The following is an 18,120-nucleotide window of genomic DNA, read 5'->3' on the forward strand; positions in this document are numbered from 1 at the left end:
TCCCTTCGAATCCATCTTCTTTTTCTTCCCCGTTCTAGGGAAACCCACCGTGCCACCGAGCGATTGGAATTGGTTGCCCACGCCACGGTCCGAAATTCTACCGGTCATTTCGGAATCGCTTCGGCAACGGTTCGTTTATGCCGATGAGATTGCGGACCTTTTATCAGCCGCTTTCTATGAACCTTGCAATTTATTGTTGTGGGGACCGGGTGGGCACGGCAAGAGCGAAATGGTGGTCACGGCGCTGAAGGCACTCGGCTTGTCGGACGATGAAATCTTCATTCAATCGTTCGGCGAGGGAATGAGCGAAGACCGGTTGTGGGGCGGCCCCGACATGGCTTCGCTCGACACGTGCTTGCGGTACGACACTTCCCGTTCATTCTTGGCACCTCAGTATCGTGCGGTCATCTTTGAAGAGATCTTTGACGCACCGGCTCAATCGCTGTTGCCGCTCAAAGATGTTTTGACGCGGCGGATCTTCATCAACGGTGCCGAACGCGTTGCCATGAAGGCGAAGGTCGTCATCGCATGCACGAACAAGGACCCTCGTGAATTTAGCGACGGCAATGACGCGATCCTGGCGTTGATGGAAAGGTTTTTATTGCAAAAAGAGGTTCGTTGGCCCGCCTATGAAGCAAAGAACTATGCCGAGCTGTTCGCAAAAATTCGGCCAACCGCATCGGAAGGAGGGCGTGAACTGCACCAGCGATTAGCGGCTGTGATCGCGGGACTGAACGAAACAAAGACGTTTGTGATGTCGCCGCGGATGGCGATTCAGGCACTGGAAGTCGTCACGCGCAGCGCACGGATTCGCGGCGATGATCGCGTTACCGGCCCCGCGTTCCACAACATTCGGTTTGTCCAAGGAATGCAGTCCTACACCGCGGACTTGGATCGCAAGATCGATCGCCACCTGCCCGACGATACCAACTTTCGAATTCAATTGGACGACGGTGACTTTTCGTCCGTTGGTGATGGGCCGCTGCGGAAGACTCGCCGCGAGATTCCAAAGCTGATCGCGTCGGCGCTGCAACCGAATTTTATCCATTGCGACGAAATTGTCCGCGTGTTGACGCTGGCTTTCGTACAGCCTTGCAATGTGCTGTTATGGGGACCGGGCGGCCATGGCAAGAGCGAGATGGTGATGGCGGCCCTTCGTGTGATGGGATACGACGACGAAGAAATTTTTCTGCAATCGTTCGGCGAAGGCATGAGCGAGGATCGGCTCTGGGGCGGCCCCAACATTGCCAAACTGGACGTTTGTTTGGAATACGATACTGACCGATCATTTCTGCCTCACGAAGTTGTCGTGCTGGAAGAAATTCTCGACGCTTCGTCCCAGGCTCTCTTGCCGTTGAAGGACGTTCTTACCCGTAAGTCGTTCATGAACGGCAATAACGCGGTGCCGATGAAGTCCAAGGCGATCATCGCATGTACGAACAAAGATCCGCGGCAATACGCCAAGGACAGCGACGCGGTGAAAGCGCTTTTGGAAAGATTTCCTCTGCAACTGGAAGTGCGTTGGCCCTCTTACGAACAATCCGACTACGAGGGGCTGTTCCATAAAGCCAACCCGACCGCCAGCGCCGATAAGCGCAAGCTGCATCGAATCTATGCGCACGTCATCGCCAATTTGAACGAAGACCGCGAAACGGGATTTCACGTCTCGCCGCGAATTGCGCTGGGCGGATTGCGTTTGGCGGGCAATAGCGTCGGTCGGCATGGCCGCAAGAAGATGATTGTCGAAGACATTTTGACGATCCGAAATGTTCAGGGAATGGAATCCTACAAGCGCGACGTCGAAGGACTGATCCGATCGGCGTTGCTAGAAGGCGGTGTCGAAGTCTTGCTCAGCGACATTGACGAACGGGCCGAGCGACTGCGAGGAAAGATGGATGACGTCGACAAAATTTTCGCGGCCGGTCGAGGGTTAGACGCCGCGCAGCGAGGCGAGGTGAATGATGAAGCGATCGCGGCGATGTTGGAATTGATGTCCAGCATTGATCGATTGCAGCATGAGTTGAACTACTTGCAGATATCCGATCCGAAGCTGCTGGCGTGGCAAAAGGTTTCAGCGGCTCGCGTCGCTGAGATCGCGGCCGAAATCGAGGCGGGAACGTAGATTCAGTGTCGCAAACCAAAATCGAACGACGTCTTCGCGACTTCATCCGCTTTCACACTCACGTGACGCTGCCGGAAACCAGCGAGCGTCGCCAGCAAATCAATACCAACGAAGTCGTGCGGAAACTCGACGCGATCGGGATGCACCACTTGCCCTTGCCGATCATTTGGGACGGCGTGCATTTAATCGACGAAGGAAAAGTCGCCAGCAAAACCGAGATCGCACGTCGGACTCGGTTGACGTACCGCATGCGGATGTGGCCGATCGCTCGGTGGCTTGACGACTATTTGGATTGGTCGGTGCGTGACGCCGACATGTACTATCAGTTGGCATCGCTGCTTCGCGATGTCGAATTCGTTCGAATCAAGGGCCGCACCGACATCGATCGGGCGATCGCGAATGTCGCAGTGATCGCGACGGCCAAGCGTTCGCTGGTCGTTGGCATCCCGCCCGAGAAAGTTAGCGAACAGATCAATTGGGCGCTCGCCGAGGTCGGCGGACTCGAAGCCGACGAGATCGAATTGCTAGAGTGTTTGCCGGACGAACGGATGCTCAAACCCACCGACAAAATCGATCCCGACCAAATGGCGAGGGATCGTGGCGTCACGTCGATCCAGTTGATCGAAACGATCGACACCCGAGGTCGGATCGCATCGCTGTTTAGCGAGTGTTTCGGCGGCATGCGCAAGGTAACGTCCGAAAAAGAAATTCATCCGCTTTCCGTCCGTCGATTGAATGTCGCATCACGAATGCTGGCCGAACCCAGCTTGGAAGCGCTGATGCGGATCTCGCGTGTCGCCAATGAATACGTCGCGTTTCAGCCGCGGTTCGAAAAGAAGATGATCCCCGCGGCCGACGGCGATCAAACTCGCATGCGGATGATGCAGTCGTTCGACGAACTTCCGCGAATGGCGCCGGCGGCGTGGGCCATCAAAGTGGCGTCGTCCAAGTATTTTCGCTATCGATTGGCGACCAAGAGTTTCATGGTCCGCGAGAAGATCAAACGCAGCGATAAAAAGCAGTTATTTTACGCGATGCTGGATCGAAGTAAATCGATGCAACAGGGCGAACGAATCTACAAATTGCTGGCGATCTTGATGAACCGACTTCGCGCGGTCGGGCGTCGTGAAGCCGTCTTGGGTTACAGTTTTTTTGATTCCATGGTTCACGACGAAATTTTGGTCAACGAGGTAGCTGAGGTTCGCGAAGAGATTCGTAAGCTGAACTACGAATTCTTTATCGGCGACGACACGGACATCAACTTGGCACTTCGCGAGGGCGTCAAGCGGATTCGGCAGTTGGTGACCGACATCGATGCAGAACGACCCGAGTTGATCATCGTGACCGACGGTGATCACGGTATCAATGTGCAAGTCAAAGAGCTGAAGGGCATCGTGCTTCACGTTTTCATCGTCGAAGAAGCCAACGACGATCTGATGAAGCTGGCCATCGCGACCGGCGGTGTCGCGTTGCAAGGGCTTTGATGTCGCGTGCTTACCGGCCGAGCGTTCGACCGGGTTTCTTCTTACGATACTTGTTCGGGTTTTCCGCTTTGCCAACGATTTCGTACAGGAATCGGCTAGGCGTTGTTGGTCGCGGCTTTCCCCATTTGCGACGGGTCAGAGCCAGCGACATTGTTAAGTCTTCTTGGGCTCGCGTGATTCCGACATAACACAAGCGACGTTCTTCGGCGATGTCTTCTTCATTGCCGCTCTTGACGCTGCGGCTGTGTGGGATCAATCCGTCTTCCATCCCCACCATGAACACGACCGGGAATTCCAAGCCCTTGGCGGCGTGCAGCGTTAGCAACCAAACGGCGTTCTGTTTGGCCAGCTTGTCTTTCTCGCTGCCCATGTCTTTACCGGACAACAAGATCTCGCCAAGAAATCCTGTCAGATCGCGTTCGCCGTCACCGTCTTGGTAAGCCCCCACGGCGTTGGTCAATTCGCCGATCGACGCCATCCGTGATTCGCGTTCTTCGGGTTTGTCGTACAGTCGCGTCAATTCGTCGGCGTACGCAGTTCGGACAAGCAACGTTTCCATTGCTGCGGTCAACGATTCGTTCTTGGCGCGTAGTTGCACGTCTTTGGCGATCGATGCCAAGCTTTCGATGCCCGCCCGCGCGGCTGCCGGCAATTCGGATGTCGCTGTTGAATCGGTCATCACGTCCCAGACCGGGACGCCACGATCGACTGCTTTGGCGATCAACGTCTGCACCGTCTTGTTCCCCAATCCACGCGGCGGCGTGTTAATCACCCGCAACAGCGCGACTTCATCGTTGGGCTGTTCGATCCATTTCAAATACGACAACAGATCGCGGACTTCTTTTCGGTCAAAGAACGACTGGGCGCCCAACATGACGTAGGGCACCTTCGCCTTTCGCAGTTCCGTTTCGAATAATCGAGGCTGCTCGTTGGTGCGAAACAGGATCGCAATGTCACGCGGTTGGACGTGTTCGTTGTCGATCAGGTGGCTGATCCGTGCGACGACCGATTTGGCTTCCGTGATCTCGTCTTTATGTTGGTCGATTTTAGGGCGTTTTCCGGCCGGCCGGCTGGGAATCAGAGTCTTGTCGTGCCGTGTCGTATTGAATTCGATCAACCGATTGGCCAGCGTCAAGATTTCGGCCGTGCTGCGATAGTTATTTTCCAAACATACGACCTTGGCATCGGGCCAATCTTTGGAAAAGTTCAAAATGTGAGTCACGTCCGCGCCGCGCCAAGCGTAAATCGATTGGTCGTCATCGCCGACGACGCAAAGATTGCGGTGCTTCGACGACAAGTGTTTGGTGATCCGGTATTGTGAACCGTTGGTGTCTTGGTATTCGTCGACCAGCACATGATCGAACTTCGCCGCTTCTTCGTCACGGATCGCTTCATGTTCATCGAATAAGGTTTCGGTGTTGAGCAGTAGATCATCGAAATCCATGGCTCCGCACGCCCGCAGTCCATTTTGGTAGCGGCGGTAACCCGACGCGGCAAAGTGCTCTTTGTCGGTCGACGCGACGTAGGCTGCTTGATCGGGTTTGATCGATTGGTTTTTCCAACCGCCGATGATGTTCAGCATGTCGCCGGGGCTCAGTGCGGTTCCCGGCAGACGCAACTCGCGCAAGATTCCTCGCGCCAAAGTTTCTTGATCGCTGCGATCGTAGATTGAGAACTTCGCCGGGTACCCAAGCGCCTTGGCGTGTCGTCGTAAGATACGGACGCAGTGAGCGTGAAAGGTGCTGACGGTCGGCTTGGGTGGGGCGGGTTCGTTCTTTCGTCGCCGCTTGCCGGTGCCAATCAGTTCACCGACCCGCTCCTGCATTTCACCGGCCGCTTTGTTGGTAAACGTCACGGCCAGAATCCGATCCGGTGCTGTACCATGCCGAATCAGGTTGGCGATGCGAAACGTTACGACGCGGGTCTTGCCCGTTCCGGCGCCGGCAAGCACCAACATCGGCCCAGACAGCGTCCGGACCGCTTCGGCTTGGGCATCATTCAATCCGTCGGTGAGCGATTTCAATCCGTTGTTCGTCGACATCGTTAGCGCAGTGCGTCGCGATCGATCACAGGGTTAGCAGAACCCGTGGCAATCAATTTGATGAGGTCTTGTTGGGCACGGCCGGTCGTTACGGCTTGGCGATTGAACGGCACGTAGTAAGACGCGTAATTGCCCGTCCCCGTATCCATCACGTACACGACCGTCGAACCGACGGGGTTATTGCTTGCCCGCGGGAAATCGGCGCGACCGGTTAACATCAAATAGCTGCCGCCTTTTCCGCCGGTTCCCAATGCATCACCTACGTTGACGGTGAACTGGCCCATGAATCGCCCCAATCGCGGGTAGATCACCGAGCATTGCAGCAAGCCTGAATTGTGATCCAAGACGAATAGTCCATCGGCTTCTTCGCTGATCGTTCCCGTCGCGATCGAGTATTTTTCGCTCGACACAGCGGCATTGGCGTGCAGAAGCGGCAAGTCGAATTCCGCCAAACGCGATTCGGCTCGGTCGGCGCGACCTGCAAAATAGGCGGCTGATGCGATGGCCACGACGACCACAGACAACATCGCCCAGCGTCCCCATCCGCTACAGCATGACGTTTGGTTCATGTCGATTACCGCCATCGGGGCGGTCGCGGGGCTGGACTCGACTTGATTTTCGCTTGAAAAAGTGTCTGGAAACGACATCGGGAATTGCTCCGGGAAAAGGGACGAGACGAACGATACGCGACTTTGGCCGAGAATCGACGGGTGATCGACAGGCCAAGTGGAAATTTGGGGGCCGAGTTGGAACAGGGTAGGGAATTGTACGCATTGGAGCTGAACTTTACGATTGCATCTGAAACAACTTGGCGTGACTCCAGCCCGACCGCACCTCCCCCCGCACTCATAGGCTAACAAATCTGATGGGAATCAACGCACCTCTGAATCGCAAGCTCCGGATGGCTCTCGTCGGCGGCGGCGCCGGTTCGTTTATCGGCCGTGTTCACTCGATCGCAGCATGCTTAGACAATCGTGCCGTTTTGACCGCGGGGGCCCTGTCGAGCAACCCCGAACGGTCAAAAGCCTCTGCGGCCGATTACGGGATCGCCGATTCTCGGGCATACGGAAGCTATGAAGCGATGCTCGACGCCGAGTCGAAACTTCCCGAAGATGAACGCATCGACTTCGTCAGCATCGCAACGCCAAACCATTTGCACTTCGAGGTCGCCCGCGCCGCAGTCGAAGCGGGGTTCAATGTCGTTTGCGACAAACCGATGACGTTCGACCTTGCGCAAGCAGAGTCTCTTTTGGAAACCGTAAAAAACAGCGACGTCGTCTTCGCAGTCACTCACAACTACACCGGCTATCCGTTGGTTCGCCAAGCTCGCGAAATGATTTTGGGCGGTGAGTTGGGCGAGATCAACGCGATCCGAACTCAATACATTCAAGGTTGGCTGCGAACGAACCTTGAAAAAGAAGACCAAAAACAAGCCGCTTGGCGGACCGATCCGACCAAGAGCGGTGCGGCCGGTGCGTTCGGTGACATCGCCACGCACGCTTACAATCTGGGCCGTTTCATGACGGGCGAGATGCCCGATACGGTAAGCTGCCATTTGAAAACATTTGTCGAAGGCCGAAAGCTTGATGACTACGGAACCGCGGTCATTCGTTATCAAAACGGCGCGTTGGGAACTTGCACAGCGTCACAGATCAGCCACGGCCGCGAAAATGACGTCGAGGTAGAAATTGACGGTACCAAGGGTTCGCTGAAATGGCGGCAAGAGAATCCCAACGAAATGATTTTTCGTCAGAACGGAAAACCGCACCAGATTTACACCCGCGACCCGAACGCACCACACACCAACGCCGCGGGCGCGGGTGCTTGTCGGTTGCCAGCGGGGCATCCCGAAGCGTTCTTTGAAGCGTTTGCCAACGTCTACGTTGCTGCGTTTGACGACATGGCAAAGCGTGCGGCGGGCGAGTCGTTTGAACGTGTCAACACGGTCTATCCGAATGTTTACGACGGCGTCGAAGGCATGTACTTCATCCAACAATGCGTCAACAGCAGCAACGAAAATGCTGCTTGGTTGCCACTGAAGCACGCTGCGGCGCGAAGATAATCGATACTCCGCCACTCAAAAGTACGACGCCGATCGAATCGCCAGCGTCGATTCGCAAGGGACCAGCGATGTTGATTTTGATCGCCGTGTTAGCGGCGGTCGCAGTCATCACATCGCTGCTGATGCCGATGCCGTTCTATGGACGAACGTCGTCGGCGATCGGCGACATGGTTCATGCGCCATTGTTTGGCTGTCTTGCCATCGGTTCCATTCATCTTTTGAGCCGTTGGCTTGCAAGGTTCCATATGCTTCCGTCGGCGGTCGGAATCGCGGTCATCGCGTTGCTACTGTTCGCGTTCGGAGTTGCGATGGAATACGCGCAGTCTTTCGCAAGCCGAAGCCCATCGCTACACGACGCACTTTCCAACGGGTTGGGCATACTAGCGGGATGTTGTCTCTACATCGCCTATCGCCGCAGAAAGCTGAATCCAGCGGATCGAATCGTTCCGCGCTTTTTGTGGGGAGCCGCAGGATTCTTGATCGCATTGGTTTGGTGGGGGCCGGTTGGGACGCTTCGTGACGTCCGGGCGCTGGAAAAGGATTTTCCGCTGCTCGCATCGTTCGAATCGAAAGCGGAATTGGAACGATGGTATTTCAACCAAACCGAGGGTCGCTTAACAACGACTGACGCAACGCACGGAAAACGCAGCCTGGAAGTTACCTTTCCAGTCGCCGAGCATCCCGCGGTGACACTGATCGATTTGAAGCATGATTGGTCGAAACTGAAAACGATCGAATGGGACGTGGTACTGGATTCGGACCATTCGTTCGAGACCGCAGAAGTATGGATCAATGTGATCGACTATTCCCGAGCCGATGACTACCGCGATATTTTCCGAAAACGATTCACGCTCCGCCGTGGCGAACCGACCCTTTTGGTCATCTCACGAGACGAACTGCTCGATCCGGCGGACGGCAAACGACCGGTCAAACTCGGTCGCATCGAGTTCATTGAAATGCAAATGATTCAGCCAACGACCGAAACCATCGTTAGGGCGGATTTTTTGCGTCTACGAATGTGACAAACACGCTCGCGTACCCACTATGATGGAACCGGCGAGCGGACGACTTCCGCCTTCTCGACACCATTGACAAGTGGAACGCGATGACGGACTTAGCCGGCCGATCGGACGACAGTACCGCGACAGATGCGCCCAACGCCTTGAAGAGGTTGGCGACCGAGTTTCGGTGGATTGCGTCAATCGATGGCGACTGGAAGTGGGTTGGACCATCGGCTGAGCATGTTTTTGAATGTTCCGCGGCCGAATTGATCGGCGATCGCGATCAACGACTCAGCCGCATCCACGAAAACGATCGTGCAAGTGTCATCGCGGCGATCAACCGAGTCGCTGACGCTTCATCGGCCATTGATGATGAAAACTGTGGAAGCCCGATCGAGATCGAGTATCGGATCACTAAACCGGACGGCAAGGCATTTTGGCTTCACGACACAATGGTTCGACAGATCGATCGTGCAAACAATGAATCCGATCAATCCGGCGACAATGCATTCATTCACGGCCTGACGCGAATCGTCGAAGATCGGCGCCATATCGAGCTAGCACTCAACGATGCCGAGGCGGTCTATCTGTCGCTGGTCGAAAGCTTGCCCTTGAGTATCTTGCGCAAGGATGTGCGCGGCCGAATTCAATATGCAAACGCTCGGGCCTGTGAACAGATCGGACTTGACGTCGAAGATCTAATCGGAAAATGCGATTTCGATCTATTCCCGGCCGATCTGGCCAAAAAGTATATGGCCGACGATCTTGAGGTCATACAGTCCGGAAAACTCTATCACGATGTCGAACGGCATCAAGTTGCGGACGACAAGCAAATGCATGTCGAGGTGTGGAAGGCGCCCGTTCACAGCGCACGTGGTGATGTGGTCGGAATCCAGATCATGTTTTGGGATATCACCAATCAGATGGATGCCGAACATCAGGTCGAATTCGAACGCTTTCTTCTTTCCACCTTGTTAGAAACGGTTCCCGATTCAGTTTATTTTAAGGACGCCGAAAGTCGGTTCATTCGATTGAGTCGTAGCTGCGCCGCCAAGTTTGGCCTCGACGAACCGCGACTGGCAATCGGAAAATCGGACGCCGATTTCTTTTCACGCGAGCACGCACGCAACGCGATGGCGGATGAACGCCAAGTGATGGAAACCGGTCAACCCATCTTGGCCCAAATCGAGCACGAAACCTACGACGACGGCATCGAAACGTGGTGCAGCACAACGAAAGTGCCGCTTCAGGACAAAGGCGGACGCGTGATCGGGACGTTCGGCATTTCGAGGGATGTCACAGAGGAGAAACGTGCGGAACGAGAACTGGCTCGCGAACGCGACCTGTTGAAGACAATCATTAACAACGTACCCGACTTGATCTATGTCAAAGATCGAGCCGGGCGTTTCGTCACGGCCAACGCATCACTCCTGAATCTGCTGAAACTCGAAAGTGCCGAACATCTGTTGGGACGCACGGACTATGACTTTTCGCCTCCCGAGTTGGCATGCGACTACGTCGCCGATGATCAAAACGTTATGCGACACCGCCGTCCACTGCTGGATCGCGAGGAATCGCATCGCACCAGCGATGGCAGCGCCATTTGTTTGCTGACGACCAAGGTCCCATTGTTCGATCCCAACGGTGACGTGATCGGTGTGGTTGGAATTGGGCACGACATCACCGAGCGAAAACGGGCTGACGAAGAACTTTTGGCAGCGAAAGAGATCGCCGACAAAGCCAACCGCGCAAAGGGTGATTTCTTGGCCAATATGAGTCATGAGATCCGAACGCCGATGAATGCGATCATCGGAATGACGGACTTGGTGCTCGACACGCCTTTGGATCCGAACCAAAGGAGCTTTTTGTCGATGGTTCAAGAATCGGCGGATTCGCTACTTTCGATCATCAACGACATTCTCGACTTTTCAAAGATTGAAGCGGGTAAACTGGATTTAGACCCAAGCGTCTTTGAAGTCCGCGAGTGTCTAGGCGATACGATGAAGACGCTCGGTGTGAAAGCACATACCAAAGGCATCGAGTTGGCGTTTCGCATCGCACCCGAGGTGCCCCGTTTTGCGATCGCCGACGCCGGACGGCTACGGCAAGTGCTGATCAATCTTGTTGGTAACGCGATCAAGTTTACCGAGAAAGGCGAGGTCGTGGTGGACGTTCGCTTGGCAGACGATGTCGCCAGTGATGCATCCACCGGCGATCAATCAGTCGAGGTCGTCGTCCGAGATACCGGCATTGGTATCGAGCCGGAAAAGTACGCGTCCATCTTTCACGAATTCGAGCAGGCCGACACCTCCACGACGCGAAAATTCGGTGGTACGGGCTTGGGTCTGGCAATTTCATCGCGATTGGCACGATTGCTTGGCGGCGAAATTCAAGTCGAAAGCGAAGTCGGCGTGGGCAGCTGTTTCTCGTTCCGTGTCGATTTGAAGTCGGCACCGGAGCACATCGAATCCACGCAAAAGCGTGGCGTTGTCGTCGTTGGTGGAACCAAGGTGCTGGCCGTCGATGACAACGAAACGAATCGTTTGATTCTGAGCGAAATTCTTACGAATTGGGGGATGATCGCGACCTTGGCCGAATCGGGGCAGCAAGCGTTGGACGCGATGCGATGCGATGCCTCATCCGGTGTCCCATATGCGCTCGTGATCAGCGATGTAAATATGCCTCACATGAGCGGCTATGACTTCATCACCGAAGTCCGTTCTGATGACGCGATCCGATCAACGCCAATCGTAATCTTGACCAGCGGTGACCGAGAAGGTGAACGCAAGATCGCGGAATCATTGGATGTGCGTCAACGATTGATGAAACCGGTCAAGCAATCAGAACTGTTCGACGCAATCGTTCGCGTCTTGGGCGTCAATGCGTCCGAAGATGCCCATACGATTGACAGTCAAGATTCCGACAAATGGATCGACGGACTGCGGATTCTGTTGGCCGAGGATAACGAGATCAATCAGCGTCTTGCGGTCGGTTTGTTGACCAAGGACGGGCACTCGGTCGATGTTGCCTGTGACGGCGGCGAGGCGGTCAAAATGCTGGCGCTGAAGAAATATGATGTCGTGCTTATGGATGTTCAGATGCCGGTGATGGACGGATACGAGGCAACCCATCAGATCCGCATGACAGAGCAGTCCAGCGGCGAGCACATCCCCATCATCGCCATGACCGCCCACGCCATGAAGGGAGATCGGGAAAAATGTTTGGATGCTGGGATGGACGAATACGTTCCCAAGCCGATTCGCGTGGCAAGCTTGCGAGAAAAACTACTTGCCGTACGCGCATCCGGTTCTGCGAAATCGACTGAAGTCGTCAACCCAAGTGAAACGCCAAACAACCGAAACCATCCAATGACATCGGAAAATCAGGACAAACCAATGGCTGATCAAGTCGATACAAACGAATCGGAAGCGGACGCTGGGCCATCGGCGATTGATTGGCAACAAGCGCTCGTTACCGTCGGTGGTGATGAGCATTTGATGAACGAATTGATGGGCGTCTATCTGGGCGAAGTCAGTAGTTTGTTGCGAGCTTTTGAACGCGCGATACAATCCGACGATCGCGGCAGCTTGCGGCGAGCGGCACACACACTGAAGGGAGCTTCGCTGTCCGTTGGTGCGATGCCGACCAGCCGCGTTGCCGAAGTGTTGGAACTCGGCTGTGAAACGGCATCCACGGATGAGCTTACCGAACAGCTGGCGATGACCAAAGCGTCCGCTCAAATGGCCGTCCGGGCAATCGAACAACATTTAAACAAAGAAGCACCATCAAAGTGACCTTATCGACTCGGATCGGAATTCTAACGGTTTCAGATCGCGCTAGTCGCGGCGAGTACGAAGACCTTGGCGGCCCCGCAATTGCGAACTATCTGGCCGAAGTCTTGGACAGCTCCTGGGCGCCGGTGCAACGCATTGTTTCCGACGACCAAGCTGGAATCGCCGAAGCGATGGTCCAGATGTGCGATGACGAAGGTTGTTGTTTGTTGATCACAACGGGCGGTACGGGGCCAGCGCCAAGAGACGTGACCCCAGAAGCAACCGAGGCGGTTTGTGAAAAAATGATGCCCGGATTCGGCGAGTTGATGCGAAAAGTATCGCTCGAAAAAGTGCCAACAGCCATTCTGTCTCGACAAACGGCTGGCATCCGTGGAAAAACGCTGATTGTGAATCTGCCAGGCAAGCCCCGTGCGATCGCCGAATGCCTCGATGCGGTGTTTCCGGCAATTCCTTACTGCATCGATTTGATCGTTGATGTTGGTTCGGATGGTCCATCAGACCCACCGCCACCAAGATTGGAAACGAATTCAAGTCGCTGGGTCGCCTTTCGACCCAAGCAGTAAACGGCAAGCGGCGATCACAGATTCGGCGAAAACATTCGCAGCGGCGCTGCACCAGCCATTTCCAGGTCCAGCAGCCTTTCTTTGGCCGAAAGACCGCCAGCGAATCCAGTCAATTTTCCTGACGATCCGATCACACGGTGACATGGAACGACGATCGAAATCGGATTTCGCCGGTTTGCTCCACCAACCGCACGCACGGCCTTTGGGTTGCCGATGGATTGTGCAATCGCCAGGTACGATTTCGTATGCCCGTAGGGAATCGCCCGAAGCGATTCCCAAACGCTCAATTGAAACGGAGTGCCGGTCATCGAGATCGGAATGTCAAACGCAGTGCGTTCACCGGCGAAGTACTCCATAAGTTCGTTCGCAGTCTGGATCAACACGGGATGGTCATCAGCCGGTATCGAAGGCTGTAGTCTTGTGCGGCAGAGATCTTCGTCTTCCCACAAAATTCCGACCAAATCGTTGTCTCGGGCAACGAGTGTTAGCTCACCGACCGGCGAACGGAAACGGGAATAAAAGTGATTCATCGTGCGACCATGTGGCAAAGGAAGTGTGCCGTTCCGACGTCCATGTTAGCGAGTCGTCTGCGCCAGCGGTTGGTCATTCGCGGCCAACATCTTTCATTAGCGAGTGCCGCCGTCCAGGTGGACGACACGACGAGGGTGGCTGCGGAAGCAGGATCAAGCTTGTTCACAGCACCGAATTCCCGTAAATGGGAGGCATTCGGATCGGGGATGCCGGGTTTGTCGTACCCACAATGCTTCACGCCGAATCTCGCAAACATCGCGAGGAATTTGGATTGCCCCGCTGGCTTCTGTCGATTTCCCGTTGCCAATTCAGTGAGCGAAATGCCAGAGTTTTTCATGACAACGAGCCTCCGCGCGGCGATGACGGCTTTTTTGCAGAAGCCCGCGAACACTCACGGAAGCCAGTTTCACGCGCGTCGCGTGGCACGTGCGCTGGGCGCTCGAACCCGGATGACCGTTAAAGCTTTCAGCGACTTGTCCGGATGTGCGGCCTTCACGGATTTTGACGACGATATTTCGAGTCCGGTTGTTCGAGTCATGCAAGTGGTATGTCCGATACGGCTAGTAACGGCCAGTCCCGCAAAGTGGATCGTCCGATTTGGACCGGTCCCGTGACCGGGCGCCAACATCAGAGCCCGAACCTCACATTCACCGCAACGAAACCATGCGTTTGATTTCATCGAACTTGACAAGCGAACGAAAACGAGCCGTACGTCGCCGCGTCGCTCGCGCATTGCTGTGTGGTGTGATCGTGGCTGTGGGTGGGTGTCGCCAGTTGGAAAAAATCCCGGATGGGCCGCACGACCATACGCCGTCTTACCATGACAATGTCGGCTTGGAGATTGAGTATCCACAGGTGGCTGAGTGTGCGACGTCGCCCCAACTTGCGGCGAAATCGGCGACCGAACCGCTAGCGCTTGAGGATCCGTCCAAGATTCCCGCTTACGAATTGTCGCTTGAACAGGCGATTCAATTGGCGGTCCAGCAAAGCCCCGTACTGCGATCCATTGGTGGCGCGATCGTGTCGTCGCCGCAATCCGCACGCACGGTCTATGACCCCTCGGTGACGGCATCAAGCGTTAATCAGGGCACCGAGGCGGCATTATCGGCTTTCGATGCCCAGTACACCCAGCAATTGTTTTGGAACAACGTCGATCAACCCACCAACCGCCAGCCGTTCACCATCGCGGGTGTGGGCGGTGGGCCGCCTTTGGTATTCGCGCCGTTTTCGCAAAGCCAGAATGCCACCTTCACCAACGAACTGTCCAAACAAACAGCCACGGGTGCTAGATTTGCGCTCCGTCACAACGTTCTATACAACCGCACTCAAGACCCGTCGGTCGCCCAACTCCTGTTCCCGAGTGTCTTTTCGGGCTCCATCGAAGCCGAATGGCGACAACCGCTTCTGCAGGGCTCCGGAACGACGTACAACCGAATCGCAGGCCCCAGCAATGTGCCGGGCGTCTACAACGGCGTGCTGATCGCTCGCATCAACGAAGACGTTTCGCTAGCAGATTTCGAAGCCGCAGTGATTCAATTGGCTGCTGACGTCGAACAGGCGTACTGGGACTTAGCGACTGCGTACCGAATTTTAGACGCCAACATCAAAGGCCGCGAAGCGGCTCAGCAAACGTTTCAGTTTCAACAAGTGCGGCTGGAGGTTGGGTCCGGACGCAGCGACGAAGAAGCTCAAGCTCGCTCACAATTTTATCAGTTCCAAGCACAAGTCGAATCGTCGCTCGGCGGCACGGCTGGTCTCTATGCACTGGAACAACGACTGCGTTACTTGATAGGGATGGCTGCTTCCGACGGCCGATTGATTCGTCCGACGACCAACCCGACCGATGCGAAGGTTGTCTTCGATTGGGAAAGCGCCTTGGGCCAGGCACTGGATCGACGTGTCGAGGTCCGGCGGCAACGATTCTCTGTCAAACGACGCGAACTGGAAGTCATTGCGTCGAAGCTGAACCTGCGACCGCGACTCGACTTCTTAGCGCAGTATCGATGGCGAGGCCTGGGCAATCACTTGATCGGGGACACCGACAAGTCTCAGTTCGACAACCTTTACAAAACGATCACCGACGGCGACTACCAAGAAGGCCAAGCAGGCTTTGAGTTGAGTTTTCCGGTTGGCCTTCGCCTGGCTAGCTTGGCCGTCCGCGAAGCCCGTTTGAACTTGCAACGCGAGCGTGCAATTCTGGATGAAACAGAACTGCGTGTCAGCCACGATTTGTCCGACGCGACGCGGCAGATTGCTTTGACGTATCAGTTGTTGGAAACGAATTACAACCGCTACCAGGCTGATCTGCGGCAAGTCGATGTATTGAGGCGGCGCTATCGCGACGGGAACGACAACATCAACTTCCTGTTGCAGGCGCAGCGTCAGGTCGTGACAAGCGAGTCCGAGTTCTATCGCTCGCTTTTCGCTTACAATTTGGCGATCCGCGACATCCACCGTCAAAAGGGATCGTTGCTGGCGTACAACCAAGTTCAATTGGCCGAGGGGCCTTGGGCCGCAGGAGCGGCAGCGGATGCCAATACCGTGGGCCGGTTCTTGGAACCACGATTGGATCCTTCGGCGGTCAGTGTGCCGGCCCCACTCACCAGCGGACCGTTCATGCCGTCGGCGGTGCAAAACACAAACCCCGCCATCAGCGCAAGCACATCAGGCCAGATCATCGGCGATGTCACTCAACAAGCCGTTGCACCGTCCTATGCGACGGTTAGCGAAGCGGACGGTGTGGATCCCGTGATTGTCGAGCCGTTTCGAAATTCGGCGGCTCGCGAAGCCGAAGCATTCAGCGATTCGCCCTAGCACTATAGCCATCCAGTTTTGCGAAACGACTTGTAAAGTATCAAACAAGCCGAGAGCATCACCAAGAGCGAAGCAGGATACCCCCAAGCCCAGCGAATTTCCGGCATGAATTCAAAATTCATCCCGTAAAGGCCGGCAATCATTGTTGGCACCGCTAAGATCGCCGCCCATGCGGCAAGTCGCTTCATGTCGTCGTTTTGGGCGACCGAGATCAACGCGAGGTTGCTTTCCAGAGCCGTGTGTGAAAGTTGCTGTAAACCATCGATCAAGTCGGCGATACGGATCACATGATCGTGAACGTCCTGAAAGTACGGCCTTGCGTCAGCCGAAATTAGATTCGAATTGGTTCGGGTGAGCTGTGAGGAAACTTCAATCAACGGAGTCACGGCCTGCTTGATGGCTAGAAGGTCGCGGCGCAGGTGGTAGATCCTTTCCGTGACGCTACGGACGAATTTTCCGCTGAAAATATGCACTTCCAATTCATCAAGCTCGGCCTCTAACGCATCGATCACCGGAAAATACTGATCGACGATAAAGTCCATCACCGCATGCAAGACGAATCCCTCTCCCTTAGCCAACAGCTTAGGAGTCGCTTCACAGCGGGCACGCACACCCGCGTGCGATTTCAACGAACCGTGACGTACGGTGATGATATAGCGTGGCCCCAGAAAAACATGCGTTTCGCCAAACTCGATGCGGTGTTCACCACCATCGGACAATCGCGCCGTGCGGATGACGACGAACATCGAGTCGTCGTAGACTTCTACCTTTGGTCGCTGGTGTGCGCGGTGAGCGTCTTCAACAACCAGATCGTGCAAGCCGAATGCATGTTGAAGGTGCATCAAAATCGATTCACTCGGCTCGCAAAGCCCCACCCAGAGAAGTCGATCGGAATTTTTCCAGGCGTCTTCTAAGTCCGCGATGGGTACGTCCGCAACCCTTACACCGTCACAGTATGCAGCCGAGTTGATCACGCTCCGATGCAATTGCTTTCCAGTTGAATCGCTGCTGTGAGTCGTCATGATTGGTTGTCGCGTTGGATCCCCGCGCTCGCTTTGCGTGGCACGCGATGGATTTTTGATTCGGCGGTGGTGAGTGGTGCGCGGTGTCGCCAAGCAAAATCATTGGCTGCAACAAGATCGTCGTTGGCACTCACAACATAGCAAGCAACATTGGGGCCGTTTCCGAGGTACCGCCCATTCGAAGCTTCCGCACAATGGGAAACATATCTCCGTTCCGGCGATTCCGCTCTGCGATGGTGATCCGAGGTCGCAGAATCCCGGTCACGCGTCCGGCGGTTCTGAGGAACGATCAAAGTTTATGCGGCGCGAGCAAAAACCAATCGGAATCGAGTGTGTTGGGTCTGCCGTTTGATCCGTTTTTCGAGAGTTCGATGAACTTCCCGGGACTGGCGCAAAACGTGCATCGCAAGTTCCTTCGTTGTGAAGTTCGCTTCTATTAAATAGGAATCTCTGATGCGTCGTTCAATTGCCCTCTCGTTGTTGGCCGCTCTTTCGGGTAGCACGTATGCCCAACCCACATCGTCGATCGCCTCGCACCCCACCCGTACGGTTACTTCCCAGGCTCAAACCGCCGAGCCTTCCGAGTTGACCGAGAAGCAAAGGATCATGATCGAAGTTCGACGCCAAGTCGGCAGCGAGCTAAACGAGAATTGAGCTCACACGGTCGCCCGACCCCCGATGTCTCG

12 protein-coding genes are annotated in these 18,120 nt (G+C 55.3%); 8 read left to right on the top strand and 4 right to left on the bottom strand.

The features are described 5' to 3' along the window. Positions 1-49: 49 nt before the first annotated feature. Entirely contained in the window at positions 50-2,122 is a 2,073-nt protein-coding gene (locus tag Poly51_RS15285; RefSeq protein WP_146458678.1) for an AAA family ATPase, read from the top strand. A gap of 5 nt (positions 2,123-2,127) precedes the next feature. Then, the gene (locus Poly51_RS15290; protein ID WP_146458679.1) at positions 2,128-3,606 is read left to right on the top strand and encodes a hypothetical protein; all 1,479 of its coding nucleotides are present in this window, start codon (positions 2,128-2,130) and stop codon (positions 3,604-3,606) included. A 10-nt stretch (positions 3,607-3,616) separates the two neighbouring features. Here Poly51_RS15290 and Poly51_RS15295 read toward each other — a convergent pair whose 3' ends face one another. Both Poly51_RS15295 and Poly51_RS15300 read right to left on the bottom strand, forming a co-directional pair. Further along, a complete protein-coding gene (locus Poly51_RS15295) occupies positions 3,617-5,647 on the bottom strand; it encodes an ATP-dependent helicase (protein ID WP_146458680.1) in 2,031 nt (676 codons plus the stop codon). Positions 5,648-5,649: 2 nt separating this feature from the next. Beyond that, positions 5,650-6,294 carry a hypothetical protein gene (locus Poly51_RS15300; protein ID WP_146458681.1) on the bottom strand — a complete coding sequence of 215 codons (645 nt, stop codon included), beginning with the start codon at positions 6,292-6,294 and terminating at the stop codon, positions 5,650-5,652. A 218-nt stretch (positions 6,295-6,512) separates the two neighbouring features. Between Poly51_RS15300 and Poly51_RS15305 the strand changes: the two genes are divergently transcribed. The 4 genes from Poly51_RS15305 to mog all read left to right on the top strand — a co-directional run bounded on the left by Poly51_RS15305 (position 6,513) and on the right by mog (position 13,067). After that, positions 6,513-7,709 (top strand): Gfo/Idh/MocA family protein, encoded by a 1,197-nt coding sequence (locus tag Poly51_RS15305; protein WP_246114527.1) that lies wholly within the window; start codon positions 6,513-6,515, stop codon positions 7,707-7,709. A gap of 68 nt (positions 7,710-7,777) precedes the next feature. Then, positions 7,778-8,731: a hypothetical protein gene (locus Poly51_RS15310; protein WP_146458682.1), complete on the top strand. Its 954-nt coding sequence runs from the start codon at positions 7,778-7,780 to the stop codon at positions 8,729-8,731. 83 nt (positions 8,732-8,814) lie between these two features. Continuing rightward, positions 8,815-12,504 (top strand): PAS domain-containing hybrid sensor histidine kinase/response regulator, encoded by a 3,690-nt coding sequence (locus Poly51_RS15315; RefSeq protein ID WP_146458683.1) that lies wholly within the window; start codon positions 8,815-8,817, stop codon positions 12,502-12,504. Beyond that, positions 12,501-13,067 (top strand): molybdopterin adenylyltransferase, encoded by a 567-nt coding sequence (gene mog / locus Poly51_RS15320; protein WP_246114528.1) that lies wholly within the window; start codon positions 12,501-12,503, stop codon positions 13,065-13,067. Before Poly51_RS15315 ends, mog begins: the two co-directional genes overlap by 4 nt. Positions 13,068-13,081: 14 nt before the next feature. Here mog and Poly51_RS15325 read toward each other — a convergent pair whose 3' ends face one another. Continuing rightward, a complete protein-coding gene (locus Poly51_RS15325) occupies positions 13,082-13,597 on the bottom strand; it encodes a methylated-DNA--[protein]-cysteine S-methyltransferase (RefSeq protein ID WP_146458685.1) in 516 nt (171 codons plus the stop codon). 664 nt (positions 13,598-14,261) lie between these two features. Between Poly51_RS15325 and Poly51_RS15330 the strand changes: the two genes are divergently transcribed. Beyond that, the gene (locus Poly51_RS15330) at positions 14,262-16,412 is read left to right on the top strand and encodes a TolC family protein (RefSeq protein WP_146458686.1); all 2,151 of its coding nucleotides are present in this window, start codon (positions 14,262-14,264) and stop codon (positions 16,410-16,412) included. A gap of 2 nt (positions 16,413-16,414) precedes the next feature. Here the strand turns inward: Poly51_RS15330 and corA are convergent, their stop codons facing one another. Continuing rightward, a complete protein-coding gene (corA, locus tag Poly51_RS15335) occupies positions 16,415-17,434 on the bottom strand; it encodes a magnesium/cobalt transporter CorA (protein WP_146458687.1) in 1,020 nt (339 codons plus the stop codon). 453 nt (positions 17,435-17,887) lie between these two features. On the opposite strand from corA, the gene Poly51_RS15340 reads away from it, so the two are divergent. Further along, the gene (locus Poly51_RS15340; RefSeq protein WP_146458688.1) at positions 17,888-18,088 is read left to right on the top strand and encodes a hypothetical protein; all 201 of its coding nucleotides are present in this window, start codon (positions 17,888-17,890) and stop codon (positions 18,086-18,088) included. The last annotated feature ends 32 nt before the right edge of the window (positions 18,089-18,120 follow it).

The sequence above is a fragment of the Rubripirellula tenax genome, assembly GCF_007860125.1.
GTDB lineage: Bacteria > Planctomycetota > Planctomycetia > Pirellulales > Pirellulaceae > Rubripirellula > Rubripirellula tenax.